Annotated in this window: 25 protein-coding genes and 1 other RNA gene; 16 read left to right on the forward strand and 10 right to left on the reverse strand. The window is 61.9% G+C overall.

Translation table 11 applies throughout. From position 1 onward, the window contains the following. The first annotated feature begins 122 nt into the window (after window positions 1-122). The 5 genes from FY112_RS33485 to FY112_RS33505 all read left to right on the forward strand — a co-directional run bounded on the left by FY112_RS33485 (window position 123) and on the right by FY112_RS33505 (window position 6,913). Complete coding sequence (locus FY112_RS33485) at window positions 123-344, forward strand: hypothetical protein (protein ID WP_027682216.1); 222 nt, start codon at window positions 123-125, stop codon at window positions 342-344. Window positions 345-549: 205 nt separating this feature from the next. Further along, window positions 550-2,886 (forward strand): transglycosylase domain-containing protein, encoded by a 2,337-nt coding sequence (locus tag FY112_RS33490; protein ID WP_151520293.1) that lies wholly within the window; start codon window positions 550-552, stop codon window positions 2,884-2,886. 384 nt (window positions 2,887-3,270) lie between these two features. Further along, window positions 3,271-5,187, forward strand: a complete 1,917-nt coding sequence (gene dnaK / locus FY112_RS33495) for a molecular chaperone DnaK (RefSeq protein WP_017962755.1) — start codon at window positions 3,271-3,273, stop codon at window positions 5,185-5,187. Window positions 5,188-5,272: 85 nt separating this feature from the next. After that, entirely contained in the window at window positions 5,273-6,400 is a 1,128-nt protein-coding gene (dnaJ, locus tag FY112_RS33500; RefSeq protein WP_017962754.1) for a molecular chaperone DnaJ, read from the forward strand. A gap of 312 nt (window positions 6,401-6,712) precedes the next feature. Then, window positions 6,713-6,913, forward strand: coding sequence for a hypothetical protein (locus FY112_RS33505; RefSeq protein ID WP_003544370.1), 201 nt, complete (start codon window positions 6,713-6,715; stop codon window positions 6,911-6,913). Window positions 6,914-7,072: 159 nt separating this feature from the next. Here the strand turns inward: FY112_RS33505 and FY112_RS33510 are convergent, their stop codons facing one another. After that, window positions 7,073-7,438 (reverse strand): helix-turn-helix transcriptional regulator, encoded by a 366-nt coding sequence (locus FY112_RS33510; RefSeq protein WP_017962753.1) that lies wholly within the window; start codon window positions 7,436-7,438, stop codon window positions 7,073-7,075. A gap of 450 nt (window positions 7,439-7,888) precedes the next feature. Here FY112_RS33510 and recF point away from each other — a divergent pair, with 450 nt between their 5' ends. From recF to FY112_RS33525, 3 genes are read left to right on the forward strand one after another with little or no spacing between them, the layout of a single operon-like run. After that, a complete protein-coding gene (recF, locus tag FY112_RS33515; protein ID WP_131621037.1) occupies window positions 7,889-9,013 on the forward strand; it encodes a DNA replication/repair protein RecF in 1,125 nt (374 codons plus the stop codon). Beyond that, window positions 9,010-9,834, forward strand: a complete 825-nt coding sequence (locus FY112_RS33520; RefSeq protein ID WP_131621035.1) for a molybdopterin-synthase adenylyltransferase MoeB — start codon at window positions 9,010-9,012, stop codon at window positions 9,832-9,834. Before recF ends, FY112_RS33520 begins: the two co-directional genes overlap by 4 nt. Beyond that, entirely contained in the window at window positions 9,831-10,304 is a 474-nt protein-coding gene (locus FY112_RS33525; RefSeq protein ID WP_151520294.1) for a GNAT family N-acetyltransferase, read from the forward strand. Before FY112_RS33520 ends, FY112_RS33525 begins: the two co-directional genes overlap by 4 nt. Window positions 10,305-10,336: 32 nt before the next feature. Here the strand turns inward: FY112_RS33525 and FY112_RS33530 are convergent, their stop codons facing one another. Further along, window positions 10,337-11,338, reverse strand: a complete 1,002-nt coding sequence (locus FY112_RS33530) for a D-glycerate dehydrogenase (RefSeq protein WP_011649963.1) — start codon at window positions 11,336-11,338, stop codon at window positions 10,337-10,339. Window positions 11,339-11,523: 185 nt separating this feature from the next. On the opposite strand from FY112_RS33530, the gene FY112_RS33535 reads away from it, so the two are divergent. Next, window positions 11,524-12,063, forward strand: a complete 540-nt coding sequence (locus FY112_RS33535; protein ID WP_011649962.1) for an SH3 domain-containing protein — start codon at window positions 11,524-11,526, stop codon at window positions 12,061-12,063. On the opposite strand, the gene FY112_RS33540 is transcribed toward FY112_RS33535, so the two are convergent. Continuing rightward, window positions 12,056-13,048, reverse strand: coding sequence for an adenosine kinase (locus tag FY112_RS33540; RefSeq protein ID WP_017962749.1), 993 nt, complete (start codon window positions 13,046-13,048; stop codon window positions 12,056-12,058). The two genes, FY112_RS33535 and FY112_RS33540, sit on opposite strands and share 8 nt — an antisense overlap. 415 nt (window positions 13,049-13,463) lie before the next feature. Here FY112_RS33540 and FY112_RS33545 point away from each other — a divergent pair, with 415 nt between their 5' ends. Further along, complete coding sequence (locus tag FY112_RS33545) at window positions 13,464-14,411, forward strand: AEC family transporter (RefSeq protein WP_151520295.1); 948 nt, start codon at window positions 13,464-13,466, stop codon at window positions 14,409-14,411. 87 nt (window positions 14,412-14,498) lie between these two features. On the opposite strand, the gene FY112_RS33550 is transcribed toward FY112_RS33545, so the two are convergent. Next, a complete protein-coding gene (locus tag FY112_RS33550; protein ID WP_077977700.1) occupies window positions 14,499-15,062 on the reverse strand; it encodes a cytochrome c family protein in 564 nt (187 codons plus the stop codon). Window positions 15,063-15,216: 154 nt separating this feature from the next. Here FY112_RS33550 and FY112_RS33555 point away from each other — a divergent pair, with 154 nt between their 5' ends. Both FY112_RS33555 and FY112_RS33560 read left to right on the forward strand, forming a co-directional pair. Next, the gene (locus tag FY112_RS33555) at window positions 15,217-15,972 is read left to right on the forward strand and encodes a 3-deoxy-manno-octulosonate cytidylyltransferase (protein ID WP_151520296.1); all 756 of its coding nucleotides are present in this window, start codon (window positions 15,217-15,219) and stop codon (window positions 15,970-15,972) included. Window positions 15,973-15,982: 10 nt separating this feature from the next. Next, entirely contained in the window at window positions 15,983-16,837 is an 855-nt protein-coding gene (locus FY112_RS33560) for a prephenate dehydratase (RefSeq protein ID WP_064653541.1), read from the forward strand. Window positions 16,838-16,948: 111 nt separating this feature from the next. Here the strand turns inward: FY112_RS33560 and FY112_RS33565 are convergent, their stop codons facing one another. The 5 genes from FY112_RS33565 to FY112_RS33585 all read right to left on the reverse strand — a co-directional run bounded on the left by FY112_RS33565 (window position 16,949) and on the right by FY112_RS33585 (window position 19,910). Beyond that, window positions 16,949-17,317 (reverse strand): VOC family protein, encoded by a 369-nt coding sequence (locus tag FY112_RS33565; protein WP_017962745.1) that lies wholly within the window; start codon window positions 17,315-17,317, stop codon window positions 16,949-16,951. Between the two features lie 195 nt (window positions 17,318-17,512). Then, entirely contained in the window at window positions 17,513-17,773 is a 261-nt protein-coding gene (locus tag FY112_RS33570; protein WP_017962744.1) for a hypothetical protein, read from the reverse strand. A 70-nt stretch (window positions 17,774-17,843) separates the two neighbouring features. After that, the gene (locus FY112_RS33575) at window positions 17,844-18,539 is read right to left on the reverse strand and encodes a YafY family protein (RefSeq protein WP_017962743.1); all 696 of its coding nucleotides are present in this window, start codon (window positions 18,537-18,539) and stop codon (window positions 17,844-17,846) included. Window positions 18,540-18,543: 4 nt separating this feature from the next. Beyond that, window positions 18,544-19,503 carry an NAD(+) diphosphatase gene (gene nudC, locus FY112_RS33580; RefSeq protein ID WP_025396640.1) on the reverse strand — a complete coding sequence of 320 codons (960 nt, stop codon included), beginning with the start codon at window positions 19,501-19,503 and terminating at the stop codon, window positions 18,544-18,546. After that, the gene (locus FY112_RS33585; protein ID WP_151520297.1) at window positions 19,500-19,910 is read right to left on the reverse strand and encodes an HIT family protein; all 411 of its coding nucleotides are present in this window, start codon (window positions 19,908-19,910) and stop codon (window positions 19,500-19,502) included. The genes nudC and FY112_RS33585 overlap by 4 nt, the downstream gene beginning before the upstream one ends. A gap of 89 nt (window positions 19,911-19,999) precedes the next feature. Between FY112_RS33585 and ffs the strand changes: the two genes are divergently transcribed. The 3 genes from ffs (at window position 20,000) to FY112_RS33600 (ending at window position 22,365) form a co-directional block, all read left to right on the forward strand. Further along, window positions 20,000-20,096: signal recognition particle sRNA small type (ffs, locus tag FY112_RS33590), an RNA gene on the forward strand. A 45-nt stretch (window positions 20,097-20,141) separates the two neighbouring features. Further along, window positions 20,142-22,019 carry a DNA polymerase III subunit gamma/tau gene (locus FY112_RS33595; RefSeq protein ID WP_151520298.1) on the forward strand — a complete coding sequence of 626 codons (1,878 nt, stop codon included), beginning with the start codon at window positions 20,142-20,144 and terminating at the stop codon, window positions 22,017-22,019. A 22-nt stretch (window positions 22,020-22,041) separates the two neighbouring features. Next, entirely contained in the window at window positions 22,042-22,365 is a 324-nt protein-coding gene (locus tag FY112_RS33600) for a YbaB/EbfC family nucleoid-associated protein (RefSeq protein WP_003544342.1), read from the forward strand. Window positions 22,366-22,390: 25 nt separating this feature from the next. On the opposite strand, the gene FY112_RS33605 is transcribed toward FY112_RS33600, so the two are convergent. After that, window positions 22,391-23,008 carry an MOSC domain-containing protein gene (locus FY112_RS33605; protein WP_181018319.1) on the reverse strand — a complete coding sequence of 206 codons (618 nt, stop codon included), beginning with the start codon at window positions 23,006-23,008 and terminating at the stop codon, window positions 22,391-22,393. Window positions 23,009-23,065: 57 nt separating this feature from the next. Between FY112_RS33605 and recR the strand changes: the two genes are divergently transcribed. Continuing rightward, entirely contained in the window at window positions 23,066-23,671 is a 606-nt protein-coding gene (gene recR / locus FY112_RS33610) for a recombination mediator RecR (RefSeq protein WP_151520300.1), read from the forward strand. Window positions 23,672-23,772: the final 101 nt, after the last annotated feature.

Below are 23,772 nucleotides of genomic sequence, written 5' to 3' on the forward strand. Positions count from 1 at the left end.
CTCGAATGCGGTCCACCGACAATTTGATGTGAGGCCACCGCGATGCTCTTGTATTGCAGGATTCTTTATTGCATTTTTGTGAAGTTGCGGATCAATCTTGATCCGTTCGAGGCTGGACCCTAATGACGCAAGACTACCTGGCTTTCTTCGGGCTTTTCGCCCCTCGGGCGGCCGCCACAGATGTTACCGTTTGGCATAAACACAACCCTATCCTGCCTGTGCGCCTCACCGATGGGGCGAACCTCAATCCTTCCGGCCAGATCTGGCGCCGCTTTCATCTGGGCGAGTGGGAATATAAGCAGGACCCGGAAACGCTCGACGATTACGAAGCCCGGCAGTTCTGAAGGCCAATGCTGTCGCCAATCTGCTTTACTTTCCATTATTAATACCCCGTTAAATCGCCGCATTTACAGTTCAGTCGGATGATCACGGCGGCACTCAAAGTGCTCCAGCGTCCTTTGCGCGCCTGAAAAGACGCGCGGCGCTGGAGAAGAGCGCCGTTATGCGAAGCTGACTTCGCGATCGAATATGGGGTGTGACCGGTCCGCGATGGCAGGCAGAGGCAGATCAGGCGACAGAATAGAACCGTCTTTCAGCGGCCGCCCGGCACGCGACGATGATGAATTTTCGCTCGATGACGATGATCGCATTGCCGGAGGCCGATCCCAGCGCCGCGGTGGCGCAAAACCTCCGCCGCGGCGTGCCGCCCCCCGGCGGCGGCGCGAGCCGCGGGAGCACGATGGCGGCGGGTTGTTCGGCTTTATGCGCCGCGTGACCTACTGGTGCGTCGTGCTTTTCATCTGGGCCGGCATCGGCGTTGCCGGGCTCGTAGTCTATTATGGTTCGCGCATGCCGAGCGCCAGCACATGGGCGATCCCGGAACGGCCGCCGAACGTCAAGATCACCGCTGTCGACGGCAGCGTCATCGCCAATCGCGGCGCCACCGGCGGCGAGGCGCTGTCGCTCGAAAACATGTCGCCCTATATTCCGGAAGCCGTCATCGCCATCGAAGATCGGCGTTTCTATTCGCATTTCGGCGTCGATCCGCTCGGCCTCGGCCGGGCTGTTGTGACCAATCTCACGGCTGGCCACATGGTCCAGGGTGGCTCGACGCTGACCCAGCAGCTTGCCAAGAACCTCTTCCTCTCGCCTGAAAGAACGCTGGAACGCAAGGTGCAGGAGGTGCTGCTCTCGCTCTGGCTGGAGCAGAAGTACACCAAGGACCAGATCCTGGCGATGTATCTCAACCGGGTATTCTTCGGATCGAACGCCTATGGCGTCGAGGCAGCCTCGCGCCGCTACTTCAACAAATCGGCGCGTGACGTAAACCTCGGCGAGGCCGCGGTGCTCGCCGGCCTGCTCAAGGCGCCGTCGCGGCTTTCGCCGGCCCGCGATGCGGAAGCTGCGAATGCACGCGCCCAACTCGTGCTCGCGGCGATGCGCGAACAGGGCTTCATCACCGATTCGGAGGTCAAGACGGCGATGTCGCAGACCCCGGCTTCGGCCAAGAGTTACTGGTCGGGCGCCGGGCACTATGTCGCCGACATGGTGATGGACGCGCTGCCGGGTCTGATCGGCGACGTCAAGGAAGACGTCATCGTCGATACGACCATCGACAAGTCGCTGGAAAAGAAGGCCGAGCAATCGCTGGTCGACGTACTCGACAAGGAAGGCGGCAAGCTCGACGCCTCGCAGGCGGCCCTGGTCTCGATCGACGGCACCGGCGCGATCCGGGCGCTGGTCGGCGGCAGGGATTATGCGACGAGCCAGTTCAACCGCGCCGTCAAGGCCAAACGCCAGCCGGGTTCCTCGTTCAAGCCCTTCGTCTATGCCGCAGCACTCGAGAAGGGGCTGACGCCCTATTCGGTGTTCAACGACGCGCCGATCCGGATCGGCGACTGGACGCCCGAAAATTACGAGAAAAAATACAATGGCGAAGTGACGCTGGCGACCGCGCTTGCCAAGTCGCTGAACACGGTGGCCGCCCAGTTGGTGATGTATGACGGGCCGGATCAGGTGATCAAGCTTGCCCACCGGCTCGGCATCGAAAGCGAGCTGCAGCCGAACGCCTCGATCGCTCTCGGCACGTCCGAGGTGTCGCTGATGGAACTCACCGCCTCCTATGCCGCCTTCATGAACGGCGGCTACAAGGCGACGCCGCACGTCATTCGCCGGGTGACGACCGCTGAGGGCAAGGTTCTCTACGAAAATACCTATGACAGCCCACCGCGCGTGCTCTCCGAGCAGATCGTCGCCCAGATGGATGCGATGATGATGGGCGTCATCGACAACGGCACCGGCAAGAGCGCCAAGATCCCCGGCTGGCAGGCGGCGGGAAAGACCGGCACCACCCAGAATTCGCGCGACGCGCTCTTCGTCGGCTTCACCAGCAATCTCACCACCGGGGTCTGGTTCGGCAATGACGACGGCAAGCCGATGAAGAAGGTGACCGGCGGCGGCTTGCCGGCCAAGGCCTGGAAGGAATTCATGATCGCCGCCCACAAGGGTCTTTCGCCGGCACCGCTCTTCGGCAACGGCCAGTTGATCGCCGATCCGAACAATGGTCAGCCGATGGCGCAGGCACCGGCCGATGGGCAGCTGGGCAGCGGACAACCGATGACGGCCGAGGCGCCGCCATCGACGATCGGCGGCATTATTTCCGGCGTCTTCGGCGGCGACGACAATGCAAACCGCTATCCGCAGGCGCCGGTCCGGCAGCAGACGACAACATCCGGAAACGGCCCGATTCCTCCTGCCGACGTTGCCGAAGGCGGCGGGTCCGGTTATGGAAACGTCATCCCGCCCGGCAATGTCGGAGGGCCGCAAACCACCTCTTCCGTCCAGCCGCGGCGCACGACGCTGCTCGATCTGATCATGGGCCAGTGAGATCTTTGCTGCATGCCCGGCGCACGCCCGATGCTCTAAAGCGCGCCATGATCTTTCGGATTCGCGCCTTGCGCTTGAGGTCCTTGTTTTACGCATGTCGTTGTCGCAAAAACGGTACACGGTTTTGCGCGACATGCTTCAGACATCGGCCGGTTTCCGGACATAGGGCGACCTCTTTCACGGCTACTGTCAAAATTGAATGCAACACATTCGTTTTGCTGGATTCCGGGCCATTTCTCGCCTTGCAGTCCAGAAAACCGCTCCTTATATACGCCGCATCACCGCAATCACGATTGCGTAATCTTAAGTAGACCCATCCCGTAAGGGGCTGTCAGGGAAATGCCTTCTCGGGGTTCCCACAGCTTGCTTCAAGGAGAGAATGACATGGCAAAAGTAATTGGTATCGACCTCGGAACGACGAATTCCTGCGTCGCAGTCATGGACGGCAAGGACGCGAAGGTCATCGAGAACGCGGAAGGTGCGCGTACGACCCCTTCCATGGTGGCATTTTCCGATGATGGCGAACGCCTCGTCGGCCAGCCGGCCAAGCGCCAGGCAGTCACCAACCCGACGAATACGCTCTTTGCAGTCAAGCGCCTGATCGGCCGCCGCTACGAAGATCCGACCGTCGAGAAGGACAAGCACCTCGTTCCCTTCACCATCGTCAAGGGCGACAATGGCGACGCCTGGGTCGAAGCCAATGGCAAGGGCTACTCGCCCGCACAGATTTCCGCGATGATCCTTCAGAAGATGAAGGAAACTGCCGAATCCTATCTCGGCGAGAAGGTCGAGAAGGCCGTCATCACCGTTCCCGCCTACTTCAACGACGCGCAGCGCCAGGCAACCAAGGATGCCGGCCGCATCGCCGGTCTTGAAGTCCTGCGCATCATCAACGAGCCGACTGCTGCAGCGCTGGCCTACGGTCTCGACAAGAAAGAAGGCAAGACGATTGCCGTCTACGACCTTGGCGGCGGCACCTTCGATATTTCGATCCTCGAGATCGGTGATGGCGTCTTCGAAGTGAAGTCCACCAACGGCGATACCTTCCTCGGCGGTGAAGACTTCGACATGCGTCTCGTCGAATATCTCGTTGCCGAGTTCAAGAGGGACAACGGCATCGACCTGAAGAACGACAAGCTTGCCCTGCAGCGCCTCAAGGAAGCTGCGGAAAAGGCAAAGATCGAGCTTTCGTCCTCGCAGCAGACCGAAATCAACCTGCCGTTCATCACGGCCGACGCCTCCGGCCCGAAGCATCTGACGCTGAAGCTGACCCGCGCCAAGCTCGAAAGCCTGGTCGACGATCTCGTCCAGCGGACGATCGCGCCGTGCAAGGCAGCGCTCAAGGATGCCGGCGTCACTGCCGCCGAAATCGACGAAGTGGTTCTCGTCGGTGGCATGAGCCGCATGCCGAAGGTACAGGAAGTCGTCAAGCAGCTGTTCGGCAAGGAGCCGCACAAGGGTGTCAACCCGGATGAAGTGGTGGCCCTTGGCGCCGCCATCCAGGCCGGCGTTCTGCAGGGCGACGTCAAGGACGTCCTGCTCCTCGACGTGACGCCGCTGTCGCTCGGCATCGAGACGCTCGGCGGTGTCTTCACCCGTCTGATCGAACGCAACACGACGATCCCGACGAAGAAGAGCCAGACGTTTTCGACCGCCGAAGACAACCAGCAGGCCGTCACCATCCGCGTTTCGCAGGGCGAGCGTGAAATGGCTGCCGACAACAAGCTGCTCGGCCAGTTCGACCTCGTCGGTCTGCCGCCGTCGCCGCGCGGCATGCCGCAGATCGAAGTCACCTTCGACATCGACGCCAACGGCATCGTGCAGGTTTCGGCCAAGGACAAGGGCACCGGCAAGGAACAGCAGATCCGCATCCAGGCGTCCGGCGGTCTTTCCGACGCCGACATCGAGAAGATGGTAAAGGATGCCGAAGCCCATGCCACCGAGGACAAGAAGCGCCGCGAGGCCGTCGAAGCCCGGAACCAGGCTGAAAGCCTGATCCATTCCACGGAAAAGTCGCTGAAGGATTATGGCGACAAGGTTTCCGAGGCCGACCGCACCGCGATCTCGGATGCGATCGCCGCACTGAAGACGGCGTCGGAAGCATCCGAGCCCGATGCCGACGACATCAAGGCCAAGACCCAGACGCTGATGGAAGTGTCGATGAAGCTCGGCCAGGCGATCTATGAAGCACAGCAGGCCGAAGGCGGCGCTGCCGGCGATGCCTCCGCGGAAAGCGGCGACAATGTCGTTGATGCCGACTACGAGGAAATCAAGGACGACGACCGCAAGAAGTCCGCGTAATCCGCGACGGCGTGGTTATGCTTCAACATCTGATCCGGCTGCTCACCATGGCAGCCGGAAATCCATTTCCGGGGTTTAATCCTTAATGGCAAAAGCGGACTTTTACGAAACTCTGGGTGTAGCCAAGTCGGCGGACGAGAAAGAGCTGAAGAGCGCCTTTCGCAAACTGGCGATGAAATACCATCCGGACAAGAACCCGGATGACAAGGACGCCGAACGGAAGTTCAAGGAAATCAACGAAGCCTATGAGATGCTCAAGGACCCGCAGAAGCGGGCGGCCTATGATCGTTATGGTCATGCGGCCTTCGAGCATGGCGGCATGGGCGGCGGTGGCGGCGGATTTGCTGGCGGCGGTTTCTCCGACATTTTCGAGGATATCTTCGGCGAGATGATGGGTGGAGGGCGCGCGCGCCAGCGCTCGTCGGGCGGCCGCGAACGTGGCGCCGATCTTCGCTACAACATGGAAATAACGCTGGAAGAGGCTTTTTCCGGCAAGACGGCGCAGATCCGCGTTCCGACGTCGATCACCTGCGACGTCTGTTCGGGTTCAGGCGCCAAACCCGGCACGCAGCCGAAGAACTGCGGCACCTGCCAGGGAACGGGGCGCGTGCGCGCGGCACAGGGCTTCTTTTCGATCGAACGGACCTGCCCGACCTGCCACGGCCGCGGCCAGATCATTCCCGATCCGTGTCCGAAGTGCCACGGCCAGGGCCGTGTGACGGAAGAGCGTTCGCTCTCGGTCAATATCCCGGCCGGCATCGAGGACGGCACCCGCATCCGGCTGCAGGGCGAAGGCGAGGCCGGCGCCCGCGGCGGACCGGCAGGCGACCTCTATATCTTCCTGTCCGTCAAACCGCATGAATTCTACCAGCGCGACGGAGCCGATCTCTATTGCGCCGTTCCGATCTCGATGACGACGGCGGCACTCGGCGGCACCTTCGACGTGGCGACGCTCGACGGCACCAAGTCCCGCGTCACCGTGCCCGAGGGCACCCAGGTCGGCAAACAGTTCCGTCTCAAGGGCAAGGGCATGCCAGTGCTGCGTTCGGTGCAGACGGGCGACCTCTACATCCAGATCCAGATCGAGACGCCGCAAAAGCTCACCAAGCGCCAGCGCGAACTGCTTCAGGAATTCGAGCAGCTTTCCTCCAAGGAGAACAATCCCGAATCGACGGGCTTCTTTGCCCGCATGAAGGAATTCTTCGAAGGCTGAGCCGCGATCGACATGCCCATTACGAAAGCCGGGGACGGAAACGTCTCCGGTTTTTTTGTTCCCGGAATCTCGATTTGCGACATTCGCCGTCCATGCCGGCGAATCTGTCCCGGATCGATACGGCGGCGGGCGGGACGATGACTTGCGTTAACGCAGCCAGATGATGCCGCTTGCAAGTTTTCCAAATGAATTCAGTCTCTGCCGTCAGTGCATGACCCTGGGAGCCGGAATCGATTTCGGGGGCATGCACCAAATCAAAGTGATAGAGCGTCCTTAGCGCTAGCGGGAACAAACAAACCAAGGGTATCAGCCATGGCGCCAGCCTTTTCCTCTCAGTCCGAAGATGTCGACGTTCTCGCCGGCGCCATCTACACATGGTGCGCCGAGCGCAACATCAAGCTTCGCAGCCAGCAAGGCCTTTCCATTGCCAGCATCGCGATCGACCTCTATCATGCCGGCCACCAGACGCAGGACGATCTGCTGATGGCGCTGCACGAATGCGAGATTCACTGAAGCGCGCGGCATCAAACCTCAATCAGGCGGTCTGCTTCCGGTCTTTGTTCTGATGCAGGTCATCCTCCCAATATTGCTGCACACCCGCAGGTGTCCGGAAGCCATCCAGACCTTGAATAGGTCGTGCTTTCCGTGGGAACCGTGATTGCTGCAGTGGAATCAGGCGGTGGTTTCGGCCGCTTCCCCCGTCATGAGGGTGACGATGGTCTTGACCGCTTCCTTGCCTGCCGGTGAGTTCAGCTTGTCGTAGCTCAGCGCAAGCGCATAGGCGTCGGGGCTGAGTTCGACACGGCTGCCGAATGGCGACATGCCGGCACCCTCGAAGAGAGCGGAGATCTCGACGTCGAGAAAAACCGCGATCTGATGCAGCTTGCTGGCGGAAACGCGGTTCGCCCCCTTCTCGTATTTCTGGATTTGCTGGAAAGTCAGTCCGAGTGCTTCGCCAAGCTCGAGCTGAGAAACACGGCGAAGGGCGCGAAACTGTCTGACGTTGCGACCGACGATAATATCAACCGGATCTGGCACTTCATCACTCTCTTATACATAAACGGTCCGTTTACCATATCGTTTGCATCGGATAACTCAACCCTGCAGTTGCAAAATTCAACCAACTTTTTTTGGGCTTTACGTTACGTCAGTAGCGTTAGAGGATGACGGCAAACCCCGAATATCCGGCGCTGGAAGACATTGGCAATGAGTGTCGACGGGATCGGTTTGGCGATGTCAGGCCATCTCGTATGGTTGTATTTTTAACCGAATTTCGAAAGTGCCATGGCTGCCGTTCCATCGGGAGGATGTCGGACACAAGGGCTTTGGTCACGGGATCATCTGGAATATATGTCCTGCGTGGCGCCAGCCGCCGCGTCCTGACGTTCGGCAGCAGCGGCGGTACACGATCCGCGGCCAAAAAGCTGCCAGCCTTGCCATCGGCGCCGCTTCGGCTTAGCTGTCACGCTTTACGATTCCGGACATTCTATGCCGCACAAGGTTTCTCTTTCCCGTCTGAAGCTGACAGACTTCCGCAACTATGTGGCGGCGGCCCTTACCCTTGATGGTCGGCATGCCGTGCTGACGGGAGACAACGGCGCCGGCAAGACCAATCTCATGGAGGCCGTCTCGTTGCTTTCGCCTGGCCGCGGTCTGCGTCGCGCAGCTTATGGCGACATTACCCGCGTCGGCGCGGCCGGCGGCTTTTCGATCTTCGCCGCGCTCGACGGCATGGAGGGCGACGTCGAGATCGGCACCGGCATCGAAACGGGCGAGGAGACCACCGCCCGCAGGCTGCGCATCAATGGCACGACGGCAAAGACTGCCGACGAACTGACCGACCATCTGCGCCTTCTCTGGCTGACACCGGCGATGGACGGGCTCTTTACCGGCGCCTCTTCCGACCGGCGCCGCTTTCTCGACCGGCTGGTGCTGTCGCTCGATCCCGCCCATGGCCGCCGCGCCAGCGATTTCGAGCGCGCCATGCGCAGCCGCAACAAATTGCTGGACGAAGGCCGCTTCGACCCTTCCTGGCTTGCCGGCATCGAGGAGCAGATGGCAAGCCTCGGCATCGCCATGGCGCTCGCCCGGCAGGAGATGCTCGGCCTGCTGACCCGGCTGATCGAGGAAACCCGCGAAACGTCGCCCTTCCCTTCGGCAGCACTGCAGCTCTCGGGCTTCATGGACGGTCAGTTCTCGCGCCCCTCGGTCGACCTCGAGGACGACTACGCGGCGATGCTGGCTGAGAGCCGCTACCGCGATGCCGGCGCAGGGCGCACGCTCGAGGGCCCGCACCGGGCCGATCTCATCGTGCATCACCGCGAAAAGGCGATGGAGGCGGAGCGTTGCTCCACCGGCGAGCAGAAAGCGCTGCTTGTCGGCCTGGTGCTTGCACATGCCCGGCTCGTCGGCAATCTCACCGGCCATGCGCCGATCCTGCTGCTCGACGAGATCGCAGCCCATCTCGACGAGGGTCGCCGAGCCGCGTTATTCGACCTTATCGACGGGCTCGGCGGCCAGGCCTTCATGACCGGAACGGATCGCGCAATGTTTTCGGCACTCGGCGACAGGGCGCAGTTTTTCACGGTTTCCGACGGAAGGGTGTTCGAATGACGGAGGCGGCTTTTCCCGGCGTCGGGCGTCATGATAACATCGGCGCCATGGAACCGCTCAGCCCGGACGAAATCGCGCGCTATCACCGCCACATCCTGCTGCCCGAGATCGGCGGCGCCGGCCAGCAGAAACTGAAAGCCGCCCGCGTGCTGGTGATCGGCGCCGGTGGCCTCGGTGCGCCGGTCCTGCAATATCTGGCCGCAGCCGGTATCGGCACACTCGGTATCGTCGACGACGACCGGGTGTCGTTGTCGAACCTGCAGCGCCAGGTGATCCATGATTCCGGCACGATCGGCGAATTGAAGACGGAGAGTGCCGCCTTCGCCATCGCCAGGCTCAATCCGCATGTCCGACTGATCCGCTTCGAGGAACGCTTTTCCCCGGAGGCCGCCCGCCGTCAGCTCTCCGGCTTCGACCTGCTGATCGACGGCTCCGACAATTTCGACACGCGTTATGCCGCCGCCGATGCGGCGGAAGAAGCGCGCATCCCGCTCGTCAGCGGCGCCGTCGGGCGGTTCGACGGCTCGCTGACGGTTCTCAAGCCCTATGAGACGGCTGAGGATGGAACGTCCAACCCCAGATATCGCGACCTGTTTCCGGAAGCGCCGCCAGCGGGGCTGATTCCCGCCTGCGCCGAGGCCGGCATCATCGGCGCGCTGACCGGCGTCATCGGCACGATGATGGCGATGGAGGCGATCAAGCTCGTCACCGGCACCGGCGAACCACTGGTCGGACGGTTGCTGCTCTACGACGCGCTCTCGGCCCGCTTCGACACGGTTCGCTACAAACGACGCCGGACAACACAAAGACAGGCCGGATGACCATTGTTCGTCTTGATCATAGCTTCACGCGCTGGGACGAACTGCTCGCTCTCATCCTCGCCGCCTTCGCCTCCATGAACGGCAGGATCGACCCGCCATCTTCAGCGCTCAAGCTGACGATGGAGTCACTTGCCGAAAAGGCCAGGGCCGAGATCGGCCATGTCGCCATCGACGGCGAAAAGCTGATCGGCTGCCTCTTCCTGAGGCAGGAAGCTGATTGTCTCTATGTCGGCAAGCTCGCCGTCCTGCCTGAGGTACAAGGCAAGGGCCTCGGCAAGCGGCTGCTGGGGATTGCCGAGGAGACCGCTGCGGCGCTCGGTCTTCCCGCTTTGCGGCTGGAAACGCGGATCGAACTCACCGACAACCACGCCGTCTTTGCCGCCTGGGGATTTGCGAGAACCGCCGAAAAGGCGCATCCCGGCTTTGACGGGACGACGTTCATCGAGATGCGCAAGGTCCTTGCGTCTTGATGCGCCACGCGTGATTCGATCCTTAAATGCGCTTAGCGGCCGGGCAGCACGCGGTTCGGCGGCCTATGGCCATCGATGAAAGTACGGATGTTGATGATGACCTTGTCGCCCATGTCGATGCGGCCTTCGATCGTCGCCGAACTCATATGCGGCAGCAGCACGACCTTGCCCTCATTGGCGAGCTTGATGAGCCTCGGGTTGACGGCGGGCTCGTTCTCGAAGACGTCGAGGCCGGCGCCGGCAATCCGGCCCTCCCTCAGGCATTTGATCAGAGCAGCTTCATCGACCACGTCGCCGCGCGCGGTGTTGACGAGATAGGCCGTCGGCTGCAGCAGCGCCAGACGGCGGGCCGAGATCAGGTGGAAGGTCGCCGGCGTCGACGGACAATTGACCGAAACGATGTCGACGCGGGCGAGCATCTGGTCGAGACTTTCCCAATAGGTCGCCTCCAGCTCGTCCTCGACGGCCGGATTGACGCGCTTGCGGTTGTGATAGTGGATCGACAGGCCGAAAGCCTTGGCGCGGCGGGCCACCGCCGTGCCGATGCGGCCCATGCCGACGATGCCGATTCGCTTGCCGTGAATGCGCCGGCCGAGCATCCAGGTTGGAGACCAGCCTGCCCATTCGCCCGGCTTGTCGGTCAGCACGCGCGCACCTTCGCCGAGCCTTCTCGGAACAGCGAGAATCAGCGCCATGGTCATATCGGCGGTGTCCTCGGTCAGGACGTTCGGCGTGTTGGTGACGGTGATGCCCTTGCGCGCCGCCGCCTCGACGTCGATGTGATCGGTGCCGTTGGAGAAGCTCGCAATCAGCTTCATCTGCGGTCCCGCCTGTTCGATCAGCGCCGCGTCGATGCGATCGGTGACGGTCGGCACCAGCACATCGGCGGTCTTGACCGCGGCGATCAGCTCGGGAACGGAGCGCGGCGCGTCGTCGATGTTCAGCTCAGCGTCGAAGAGTTCGCGCATGCGGGTTTCGACGGCATCCGGCAGCTTGCGGGTGATGTAGACCTTCGGTTTTTTCTTCGCTGTCATGGCTGCCTGTGGTGCCTTGTTCAGAGGTCTTTAACCAAGAGGGGTGATAATTTTCCCATTCCGGGCATTTTCTACCAGACCCGCACGCGAAGACAAACAAAACTCGTGGTGCAGCCGGGGAATGTCAGAGCCCGGAGCGCGAGCAGGCCGGGCCTGCCCGCGAATTCGAGCAAACGGAAACTTCCATGCGCAGCAAAGTCCTGAAGTCCTGCCTCGCCCTTGCCATCGCTCTGGCTGCATCCATGGGAAGCGTCGAGTTCGCCCATGCGCAGGCGGCCAAGGGGCCAAGCGGACTGCCATTGCCGCGTTTCGTCACGCTGAAATCCAAGCGCGTCAACCTGCGCATCGGTCCGGGAACGGATTACGCCGTGTCTTGGATGTACCTGAAATCCGGCCTGCCGGTGGAGATCATCCAGGAATACGACAATTGGCGCCGCATCCGCGATGCCGACGGCACCGAAGGCTGGGTCAACCAGTCGCTGCTGTCAGGCCAGCGCGCGGCGATCGCCGCCCCGTGGATGAAGACCAAGGGCAAGGGCATCTATGTCAATCTGCGCCGCGAGGCGCAGCCCTCCGCCTCGATCGTCGCGAAGCTCGAACCCGGCGTGATGCTGACGATCGGCGAATGCAACGGCGACTGGTGCCGCGCCGAATCCGACGGCGCCTCGGGCTGGGTGGCGCAGTCGGAGATCTGGGGCGCCTATCCCGGCGAAGCCTTCAAATAAGCCCTGCCCGTTTGGCGGCCTCGGAAAGCGAGGTCATCGGGCGCGGGCCGATCTGCTGGATGACGATGCCGGCGGCCAGGCAGCCGAGCTTGCCGCAGTCCTCGAGAGACCGTCCCTGCGTGTAGCCATAAAGGAAGCCGGAGGCGAAAAGATCACCGGCACCGGTCGTATCGACCACTTCCCTGATCCTGATCGCATCGACGTAAAAACGCTCGCAGCCCTTCAGGATGACGGCGCCATCCTCGCTCATCGTCACGGCGGCGATCTTGCAATCGGCGGCGATCCTGTTCAGCGCCTCCTCGAAATCATCTGTCTCGTAGAGCGACAGCGCTTCCTGGCGATTGGCGAAGACGATATCGACCTTGCCGGAGCGCATCAGATCGAGGAATTCGCCGCGATAACGGTCGACGCAGAAGCTGTCGGACAGCGTCATCGACATTTCGCGGCCGTTTTCATGGGCGATGCGGGCACAATCGAGGATCGCTTCCTTGGCGCGTGGCGGATCCCAGAGATAACCTTCGAAATAGGTAACCTTGGCGTCGGCCACGACGTCGGTCTCGACATCCTCCGGGCCCAGCTCGACGCAAGCGCCGAGATAGGTGTTCATCGAACGCTCGCCGTCCTCAGTGACGAAGATCATCGAACGCGCCGTCGGCGGGAATGTGCCCTTCGGCCGGGTCTGGTAGTGGACGCCCTGGGCGCGGATGTCGTGTGTGAAGATGTCACCGAGCTGATCTTGGGCGACATTGCCGAAATAGGCAGCCTTGCCGCCAAGGCTCGCCACGCCCGCCGCCGTGTTGCCTGCGCTGCCGCCGGAAGCTTCGAGCGCCGGTCCCATGCGCGAATACAAGAGTTCGGCGCGTTCGGCATCGATAAGGTTCATCGCCGCCTTGGTGATCTGGTTGTCAATGAGGAACTGGTCGTCGCAACGGGCAATGATATCCACGATTGCGTTGCCGACTGTCAGAACATCGAATCTTGTCATGAATTGGGGGGTCCCGGAGTTTGTGATAGCCGGGGTTTGGTCTTAGCGAAATTTCCGCGGTTTGGAAGGATAAATGGTGGATGGCCTGTCTATTTCTTCGCAAAAGTGCCGCCTATTCGTCATGTCCCTGTCATTTTCAATATCTAGAAATACTCGCAAGAAGACCGGCATGAGCAGCTTTCAGTTGCAGCCGGGCGCACGAGGGATGACCCCTTCGATCTTACCGGCGCGATGCTGACCACGGATGAACTGGCAGCTTCGTGATCCGGGTTTCCGGCAAGACCGGAGCGGAAAAGCGGGCTATGCCCGCTTTTTTTGTTTTGCCGATGTGCTTGATTGGACGGCGATTGCCTTTTCAAACCAAGCAGTTTGCTGCTAGACGTCGAATACTCCCCCGCGCAGAGCAGCCTCCCCTATGTCAGCCATCATTTTCGACGTCCTTCCCGTCTTCATTCTGATTCTCATCGGCTGGGTGATCGTGCGCAGCGGATTGATGGCGTCGAATGTCGGCGAAGCGCTCAGCGAATTCGTCTTCAAGATCGCCGTGCCGCTTCTGCTCTTCCGCACCATCGCCGAGGCGGATTTTCATGGCGCCTCGCCCTTCCGGCTCTGGATCGTCTACTTTTCGGGCGTTGCCATCACGTGGACGGCCGGCCATATCGCCGCCACACGCCTCTTCGGACGCGACGAACGGATCGGCGTGCTGGCCGGCGTTTCCTCGGCCTTCGCCAACAATATCTTCATCGGCCTGCCCCTCGTCGAGCGGACCGTCGGCGACGAAGGGCTAGTGGCGCTGTCGATCCTGCTTGCCGTGCATCTGCCCGTCATGATGGTCGCCGGCACGGTGCTGATGGAGCATGCCGAGCGCAAGATCGCTGGCAAAAGCGATCGCAGCATGGTGCTGGTGCTTCGCCAGATCGCCGTCAACCTCGTGCGCAATCCGCTGGTGATCGGGCTTGCGGCCGGCATGGCCATGCACCTTTCCGGTCTCACCATGCCGACAACGGTGGCAACGGTCGTCGGGCAGATCGCCGGCATTGCCGGTCCGGCGGCGCTGATATCGCTCGGCATGGCGCTGGAGAGATACGGCGTCTCCGGCAATCTCGGCATCGCCAGCGTCACCTCGAGCCTGAAGTTGCTGCTGCTGCCCGGCTGCGTCTGGGCGGCGAGCCATCTGCTCGGTCTCAGCCCCGAATGGACGGCAGCGATCGTGCTGACCTCCTCCGTCCCAACCGGCGTCAACGCCTGGCTGATCGCCAACCGCTTCGGCGTCGGTCACAGCCTCGCCGCCTCGACGATCACGGTGACGACGGCGCTCGGCGCGATCACGGTTTCGCTCTGGGCCTATTTCCTCAGCGCCTGAGGTCTTTGCTTTACGCATGTCGTTACCGCACAACGAAAAAGCCCGGCTTGCGGGCCGGGCTTCAATGTCCTGCGATTGTCTGCCGTGCTACTGCGTCGCGGCGTTCGGATCCGGCAGCGGCACCGGCGAATCGGCGAGCGTGTGCAGGTAGAGGATAACGTTGGCGCGCTCCTGATCCTTCGCCAGACCGGCGAAGCCCATCGCGGTGCCTGGAATGTCCTTCTTTGGCGCCAGCAGGAACTTGTTGAGGTTTTCGAAGGTCCACTTCTCGCTGCCGCCCTTGGAGAAATCCTTCATGGCAGCGGAATAGGCAAAGCCTTCATGCGAGGCGATCGGGCGATCTACGGCACCAAAGAGGTTGGGACCGACCTTATTCGGTCCCCCTTTGGTGGCGTCATGACAGGACTGACACTTCTTGAAGACAGTTTCACCGGCCTTGGCATCTGCAGAAGCGAGCAATTGCGCGATCGGAACGGCAACGGCAGGCGCAGCCTCACCGCCGGCGGCAGGCGCCTCTTCGGCAACGATCGCGAAACCTTCCTTTTCCGGTGCTTCGGAATGGAAGATCCCTTCGGACGCGATGGAGACAGACATCAGAACGAAAATCGTTCCGAGCAGCGCCCCAACGGCCGTATTGACGTATGAATTCATCTGCAATGCTCCCCTTGCAGCCGGCAGACCATAAACCGGACCATCTTGAAATCGCGCGGAACCTATGTCTTTTGGGTGATCGTTGCAACTGTCTAAATGGTCTTGTGCGTGAGACTTTTTGACACTTTTCAGCCCGGAATAGAAGGCCCGAACCATGAGCGATTCAAATTTAGACGGCGTGCTCGTATTGATCCCGGCGCGCATGGCCTCCACCCGGCTTCCGGGCAAGCCGCTGGCCGATATTTGCGGTCTGCCGATGATCGTCCAGGTGGCGCTGCGTGCCAGGGAAGCAGCCATCGGCCGTGTCGTCGTCGCTGTCGACGACACAAGAGTGTTCGATGCCGTGGCCGCCGCCGGATTCGAAGTTGTCATGACCCGTGCAGACCATCAATCGGGTTCCGATCGGATCTTCGAGGCGCTGACGAAAGTCGATCCGGACGGTAAGGCGAAAATCATCGTCAACGTCCAGGGCGATCTGCCGACGATCGATCCGGAAACGGTGCGCGCGGCGTTGCGCCCGCTCGAAAACGAGGCGGTCGATATCGGTACGCTGACGACCGAAATCGACAATGAGGAGGACAAGACCGCGCCGCACATCGTCAAGATCGTCGGTTCGCCGATTTCCGCCAACCGGCTGCACGCGCTCTACTTCACGCGCGCGACCGCCCCTTACGGCCAGGGGCCGCTCTACCACCATATCGGCCTTTATGCCTATCGGCGCGCGGCGCTCGAACGCTTCGTCTCGCTCGGCCCCTCGACGCTCGAAAAGCGCGAATCGCTGGAGCAGCTGCGGGCGCTGGAAGCAGGCATGCGCATCGACGCCGAGATCGTTGACACGGTTCCGCTCGGTGTCGATACTCCCGCCGACCTCGAAAAAGCGCGGCGCATCCTCTCCGCAAAGTCGAACTGACGGAACCATCATGAACATCAAGACCAACAGGATCGCCTTTCAGGGCGAATTCGGCGCCAATTCCGACATGGCCAGCCGCGATATGTTTCCAACCATGGAGCCGCTGCCCTGCCAGACCTTCGAGGATGCGTTCACGGCAGTCGACAACGGCGATGCCGATATCGGGATGATCCCGATCGAGAACACGATCGCCGGGCGCGTCGCCGATATCCACCATCTGCTGCCGGAGTCGCGGCTGCACATCATCGGCGAATATTTCATGCCGATCCGCTTCCAGCTGATGGTGCTGCCCGGTGTTACCAAGGACGAGATCCGCACGGTGCACAGCCATATCCACGCGCTCGGCCAGTGCCGCAAGATCGTTCGCGCCAATGGCTGGAAGCCGGTGATCGCCGGCGATACGGCGGGGGCGGCGAAACTCGTGCAAGAAACCGGCGACCGCTCGATGGCCGCCTTGGCGCCACGCCTTGCCGCCGATCTCTACGGGCTTGAGATTATCGCCGAAAATGTCGAGGATACGGAAAACAATGTGACCCGTTTCGTCATCCTGTCCCGCGACGAGGAATGGGCGCAACGGAATTCGGCGGAAGAAAAGGTCGTCACCACCTTTGTCTTCAACGTCCGCAACATTCCGGCCGCGCTCTACAAGGCGCTCGGCGGCTTTGCCACCAACAACATCAACATGACGAAGCTCGAAAGCTACCAGCTCGGTGGAAAATTCGTGGCGACGCAGTTTTACGCCGATATCGAAGGCCATCCGAACGACCCGAACGTGCGCCGGGCGTTGGAGGAACTGCGGTTCTTTTCCGAGAAAGTCCGCATCCTCGGCGTCTACAAGGGGCATGCGATGCGAGGCCTGCTTTAGAACAGGATGAAGTCATCGTGTTCTAACTAAATAGTTAGAGCATGATGTTGTCCGAAACCGCTGACACTTTTCGGCATCATGCTCCAAGGCAAGCCCCGTAAGTCGCCTGAATTATTTATCCGGCTCACAGACACGCAGCCGATGCCCGTCCGGGTCGAGCACGACGAAGGTCGGGCCGAAATCCAGTTCGGTCAGTTCCTGGGCGATTGGCAGACCGCGCTGGCGCCAGTCTTCATAATGCCTGGCGACGGCATTTTCTCCTTCGACCATGAAGGCCACTTCGCCGCGATTGCCGATGGCGGAGGGCTGCGGCTCGACCTTGCTGCGCCGCCAGAGGCCGAGCGTGAAGCCGCCCTCAAGCGGAAAAGCGACGAAATTCGGCGCTTCCACCGCCGGTTCGCGGTTCAGCAGATTCCGGTAGAAGCTGGCGCTTTCAGCCGGGTCCTTGACGTAAAGAATGATGAGATTGGGGCTGGTCATTTCGGTTCTCCCGTTGTTTACGAATTGCGCCGCGAGAGATCTCGTCTGCTGACAATGAATGGCAGCAGACTACCGAGGGCGTTGCGATCGCAACGCCCCGTTCTCGTCGGGCAGAATGTTGATAAGGATGGGCGGCCTAAAGTGGTCGCGCATGTCGTTGTCGCAAAACCGCTGCACACTTTTGTGCGATATGCGTTAGAGCGGAAAGCGGTCCTCGCGGCGCGGGTCGCGTCCGTCGATGAAGCCGAGGTCGCGCTTCCGGTAATCCGGTGCCGCTTCAAGGTCGAGGCCGGTGCGGTCTCCTCTGCGAAATCGGAAAATGTTCATGACCAGGTGCAGCAGGCCGGAGCGCGCTGACTGGTGGACATCGGCAAAAGTCTCGGCCGAAATGACATCGGCAAAGGACTCGGCCGCAAAACGGTCGTTGGTGAAATGAATGGCTGGAGGCGTTACCATGATCAGTACTCCTTCCTGGTGAAGTGTACTGATAATAACTCCATCTGCTGACAGTTTATGGCAGCAGCGTTCAGTTCTCCATCTGCACGTCCTGCGTCTCGCGCCATTCCTTGAGGAGCACTGTGCGGCGGCGCGGATAGCGCACCTCGTGCAAGGCCATATCGATGATGCGATCGGTGCGGAAATGGCGAAAATCCTGGCGCAGTTCGCACCAGGCCATGAGGACGCGCACATGCTCGTAATAGCCGAGCCCGAAAGGCCAGACGCGGCGGCGCGAGATACGGCCCTGCTCGTCGCCATAATGCAGTTCGAGGATTCGCTCCAGGCGGATCGCCCTGCGGATGGCCGAAACGTCAGCCTTGTCCTCGTCCCTGCGTTTGGGACCGACGAAAAGCGCTGCCGAATCGATCATCTCGCGCATATCGGCCGGCAGCACGGCGGCAATCTTGGCCAGTGCATCGGCGCCGGCGCCGGCAAGGCGCGGCTCGGCGGCGCGGGCCACCCAGCGCGAGCCGAGTACCAATGCCTCCAGCTCCTCCTCGGAAAACATCATCGGCGGCAGCATGAAGCCCGGCTTCAGCACGTAGCCGATGCCGGCTTCGCCTTCAATCATCGCGCCCTGGGCCTGCAGGCTGGCAATATCGCGATAGAGGGTCCGCAAGCTCACCCCGGTCTCTTGTGCCAGCACCGTGCCGGTCACCGGCCGCCGGTAACGCCGGAGCGTCTGGAGCAGCGTCAGCAGCCGTTCCGAGCGGGCGATGGGCATGACGCTAGCGCTTCCACTCCACCCAGTCGCGCATCAGGCGGTGGGCGATCGCCCCTTTCGGCGGAGAGGCCTTGCCTGTCGCGCTCGGGCGTTCCAGCATCTCGATCGTTTCCTCGCGGGTGAACCAGCGGCAATCCTCCAGCTCGGTCTCGTCGCGGCTGATTTCGGTGGATTTCGCCTCGGCGTAACAGCCGATCATCAGTGAATGCGGCATCGGCCAGGGCTGCGAGGCGTGATAGCGGATGCGGCCGGTGCGGATGCCCGATTCCTCCAGCGTTTCGCGCCGCACGGCGTTTTCGATGGTCTCGCCGGGTTCGAGGAAGCCGGCGAGACAGGAATACATGCCCGGCGCGAAATGCGGGCTGCGGCCGAGCAGGCAGAGGTCGCGCTGCTCGTCGACCGTCAGCATGATGACGACGGGGTCGGTGCGGGGGAAGATCACGTGTTCGCAGGCGGCGCAGACACGCTTGTAGCCGCCGATGTGGATCTCCATCGCCGAGCCGCAGCGGCCGCAAAAGCGATTGTCGCCATTCCAGCGGATGAGGCTCGCGGCCTGGGCGAATTCGCCGAGCAACACTTCGTCGATCAGCATTTCGCGAAACAGCGTGCGACCGTCGGCAGGCTTATAGTGGCTGGTGAGGTCGTCGACGTCGATGCCGACGGGAACGGCAAGGCGCGGCTCGCCGCTCTTGCGGTAACCGAGAAGCACGGTCTCGTCCCAATCCGGCTGCAATTCCTGCAGCTCGTAGCGGGCAAAGAGCGGGTCGAGCACCTGGCCGTCATGCTTCAGCACCAGCTTATCCCTAGTGAAGGCGAAGATATGGGTGCCTTCCTTGGCCAGCGCCTTTTCGACGGATTGTTCGTCGCGATGCTCGGAATCGCGGTTGAGATCGTTGGCGGCAAAGGCCGTGAGATTGCTGGGTTCCGGATGCGGCGCATCCGAATCGAAAAGCGAATGACTCATGATGACAGGGCTTCCCGCAGCTTCGCTGTAAATTCGTCTCTCTTTCCGTCTTCGTAGGGCTCCGCGCGCCCGAAGCCCCAGACGGGACCCGGCCAGTTGGCATCGCCTTCGAAGCGGGCAATGACATGAACATGAAGCTGGCGGACGATGTTGCCAAGAGCCCCGACATTGATTTTTGTCGCGCCGGTGATCTTCTTCAGCGCCTTGGCGACCAGTTCCGTCTCGAAGGCAAGCAGCACCTGGTCGAGCGGCGTCAGTTCGAAGATTTCGGTGATATCAGTCCGGCGCGGCACGAGAATGAGCCAGGGCCAGCGGGCGTCCTTCGACAATCTCAGATCGCAGAGGCCGGTGACCATGATGCTGATGCTGTCATTTTCGAGCCTGGGGTCGAGCACGAAACCGTTCAAAGGGCATTCCTCCTGTCTTTTCCTACGACTAGCAGTTTTTTCGCATGTTGGCTTGCTTTTGATGACGATATTGCCGATATGTGCATCCGGGAGGTTGGTGGTGGACGAGCCACTCGCCAACCGGGTCAGGTCCGGAAGGAAGCAGCCCTAACGAGCCCGGCACGGGTCATCGTGCCAGCCTCCCACCTTCTCTCCACGAAGTGCCCGACAGTCCGGGCGACAAGCAGGGCGATGAGCGACACCGAGCGACAATCAAAAGATGCCGCCTCGACGGGCACCGGATACCGAGTGCTGGCTCGCAAATACCGCCCCAAGGATTTCACGGACCTGATGGTCGGCCAGGAGCCGATGGTCCGCACCCTCACCAACGCTTTCGAGACCGGCCGCATCGCCCAAGCCTACATGCTGACCGGCGTGCGCGGCGTCGGCAAGACGACGACGGCGCGCATCCTGGCGCGGGCGCTGAACTACAAGACATCGGAAATCGACAAGCCGACGATCGACCTCCGCACGCCCGGCGAGCACTGCCAGGCGATCATGGAAGGCCGGCATGTCGACGTGATCGAGATGGATGCCGCCTCCCATACCGGTATCGACGATATCCGCGAGATCATTGAGCAGGTGCGTTACCGGCCGGTTTCGGCGCGCTACAAGGTCTATATCATCGACGAAGTGCACATGCTGTCGACGCAGGCCTTCAACGGCCTGCTGAAGACGCTGGAAGAGCCGCCGGAGCATGTGAAATTCATCTTCGCCACCACCGAGATCCGCAAGGTGCCGATCACCGTGCTGTCGCGCTGCCAGCGCTTCGACCTGCGCCGCATCAGCGCCTCCGATCTCGTCGGGCTGTTTACGACGATCGCGGCCAAGGAAGGCATCGAGGCGGAAGCCGACGCGCTGGCGATGATCGCGCGTGCTGCCGAAGGCTCGGCGCGCGACGGCCTGTCGCTGCTCGATCAGGCGATCGCTCATGGCGCGGGCGTCGTGCAGGCGGAAGCCGTGCGCGGCATGCTCGGCCTTGCCGATCGCGCCCGGATCGTCGATCTCTTCCAGCATATCGTCAAAGGTGATGTGGCCGCCGCCCTCGGCGAGTTCCAGAACCAGTACGAAGCCGGCGCCAATCCGGTGGTGGTGCTGACCGATCTTGCCGATTTCACTCATCTGGTGACGCGGCTGAAATATGTGCCGGATGCGGCAAACGATCCTTCGCTCAGCGAGGTCGAACGCACCAAGGCGGCGGAATTCGCCAAGGGCGTTGCGGTGACGACGCTGTCGCGCATTTGGCAGATGCTGCTCAAGGGCATTCCGGAAACGGAAGGCTCGTCGCGGACCGCAGGCGCAGCCGAGATGGTGCTGATCCGGCTTGCACATGCCGCGCATCTGCCGGCGCCCGAGGACGCGGCGCGGCGGCTTGCCGAATTTTCCGGCGACAATGCTGGCCCGCGGCCCAACTCCCCGCCTTCCGGCAGTGGCGGCGGCAACGGGACACGGGTTCCCTATCAGAGCAGTGTCGCGGCGCGTGCAGCGGAAACCGCGCCGAGCCAGCCGCCGTCTTCCGCGCCGGTGGCGATGCTGCGTGCGGTGCCGAGCAGCCAGCCGGAGACCATGCCTGTCGGGCGGATCGAGCCAAAACCGGCGGAGGCACCGAAGCCGCTCGTCCCGGTCAATTCGGTCAATGATATCGTCAACCTCGCCACCGAGAAACGCGATCCGAAGCTGAAGGCGATGGTGCGCACCTTCCTGCGCCCCGTCCGGATCGAAGCCGGCCGGCTCGACGTCAGCCTGGCTCCCGGTGCGCCGACGACGCTGCTCAACGAGCTTGCGGTCAAGCTGAAGGAATGGACCGGCATCCATTGGATCGTCAGCCTCAGCCGCGACGAGGGCCAGCCGACGCTTGTCGAAGCGGAGGCCAGGACGCGGGAACAGCATGTGATCGACGCGCGCCAGGATCCTGACGTGGCGGCAATCCTTGCACATTTTCCCGGTGCTAAGATCATCGACGTGCGCGTGCGGGCGCCCGAACCGGAGGAGGAAGGCGCGGCGACGCCGCCGGCCGCCGCCGAATCCGAGGAAGGTGACATCCTGCCGGGCGACGACATAGAATTTTGAGGTTTCAACAAGGAGCGAGACGATGCGCGACATCATGGGCATGATGGGCAAAGTCAAGGAAATGCAGGCCAAGATGGAGCAGATGCAGGCGGAAATCGCCGAGCTCACGGCCGAAGGCAAAGCGGGCGGCGGTCTCGTCGCCGTGGTCATCACGGGCAAAGGCGAGCTGAAGAGCCTGAAGATCGATCCGTCGCTGTTCAAGGAAGACGATGTCGAGATCCTCGAGGACCTGATCGTCGCCGCTCACAAGGACGCGAAGGACAAGGCCGAGGCGCTCGCCGCCGAAAAGACCAAGGCGCTGACGGCAGGCCTGCCGATCCCACCGGGCTTCAAGCTGCCGTTCTGAGCAATCGCCGCGTATACTCGCGCGATCAATGCCCGGCTTGCAACAAGGCTCTCAGCTTGTAGTGGATCGGTGCAGCGAGATATCGCGATCGGTCCGCCTCGGACAGGCGCCGGCCGAACGTTTTTATCAGCTCCGGCATCGTGACTTTCTCTCCCGCAAAGGGTCGATGCTCTACAGGCATTCCAGCCTCGGCTACGCCACCTTGGATGACGCGGCAGTAGATGCCGGGACGAGCAGCGGCAGTATAGCGTTTGACGAATTTCGGATCGGCCATCCTGGCGGCGAAGGTGGCGCAGGGGACGCGACATGCCGTGACTTCGAGGATGATGTTCCCCGAGGTGAACCGGTCGCCGACGCAGACGTGGCGATTGTCAAGGCCTGAGATCACCATGTTTTCGCCGAAGGTGCCCGGCTCGTAGGGCTGGCCAAGCTCCCTGCCCCACCAGTCGAGCGTCAGCGATCCCTCCACATAGACAGCCTGGTCGACGCCGCCATGGTGTTTGCGGTTGCAGATCGCATCGCCGACAAGACCTTCGGCGTCGATCATCACCGCGCCCTTGACGGCGTGTTTGAAGATGCCGGTCTTGTAGCTCTTGCCCGGCAGTCTTTCCGGATTGCCGGTGCACAAGGCCAGGATTTTCATGGTATGGCCGATCCTTCCGCGATTCCGTTTTCGTTCCATATCAGTTAAGAACGGCGCATGGCAAAACGAGTCACCGGACCCGAAATCGAAAAACTCATCCAGCTTCTGGCGAAGGTGCCAGGCCTTGGGCCGCGCTCGGCGCGCCGGGCGGCACTGCATCTGATCAAGAAGAAGGACCAGCTGCTCGGCCCGCTGTCGAATGCGATGGGCGAGGCCTATGACAAGGTGAAAATCTGCTCGCGCTGCGGCAATGTCGATACGGTCGACCCCTGCATTGTCTGCACCGACGTCCAACGCGATCAATCCGTCATCATTGTCGTCGAGGACGTATCGGATCTCTGGGCGCTGGAGCGGGCAGGCGCGATGAACGCCGCCTATCACGTGCTCGGCGGCACGCTGTCGCCGCTCGACGGGATCGGTCCTGACGATCTCAACATTCGCGGCCTGATCGACCGGGTCGGCGAAGGCGGCATCCGGGAACTGATCATCGCGGTCAATGCCACGGTCGAGGGACAGACGACGGCGCATTACATCACCGACCAGTTGCAGGGGCTCGACGTGAAGATCACGCGGCTGGCGCACGGCGTACCCGTCGGCGGCGAGCTCGACTATCTCGACGAGGGCACGCTTGCGGCGGCACTTCGAGCGCGGACGGTGATATAGAGAGGCTTGCGTATGTTGCACCACACCCCCCTCTGCCCTGCCGGGCATCTCCCCCACACGGGGGGAGATCACGAGCGGCTTTGGTTTCCCGCTTCATTGTC

Origin of the sequence: Rhizobium sp. PEPV16 (assembly GCF_008919455.1) — a bacterium.
GTDB classification, from domain to species: Bacteria; Pseudomonadota; Alphaproteobacteria; order Rhizobiales; family Rhizobiaceae; genus Rhizobium; species Rhizobium leguminosarum_Q.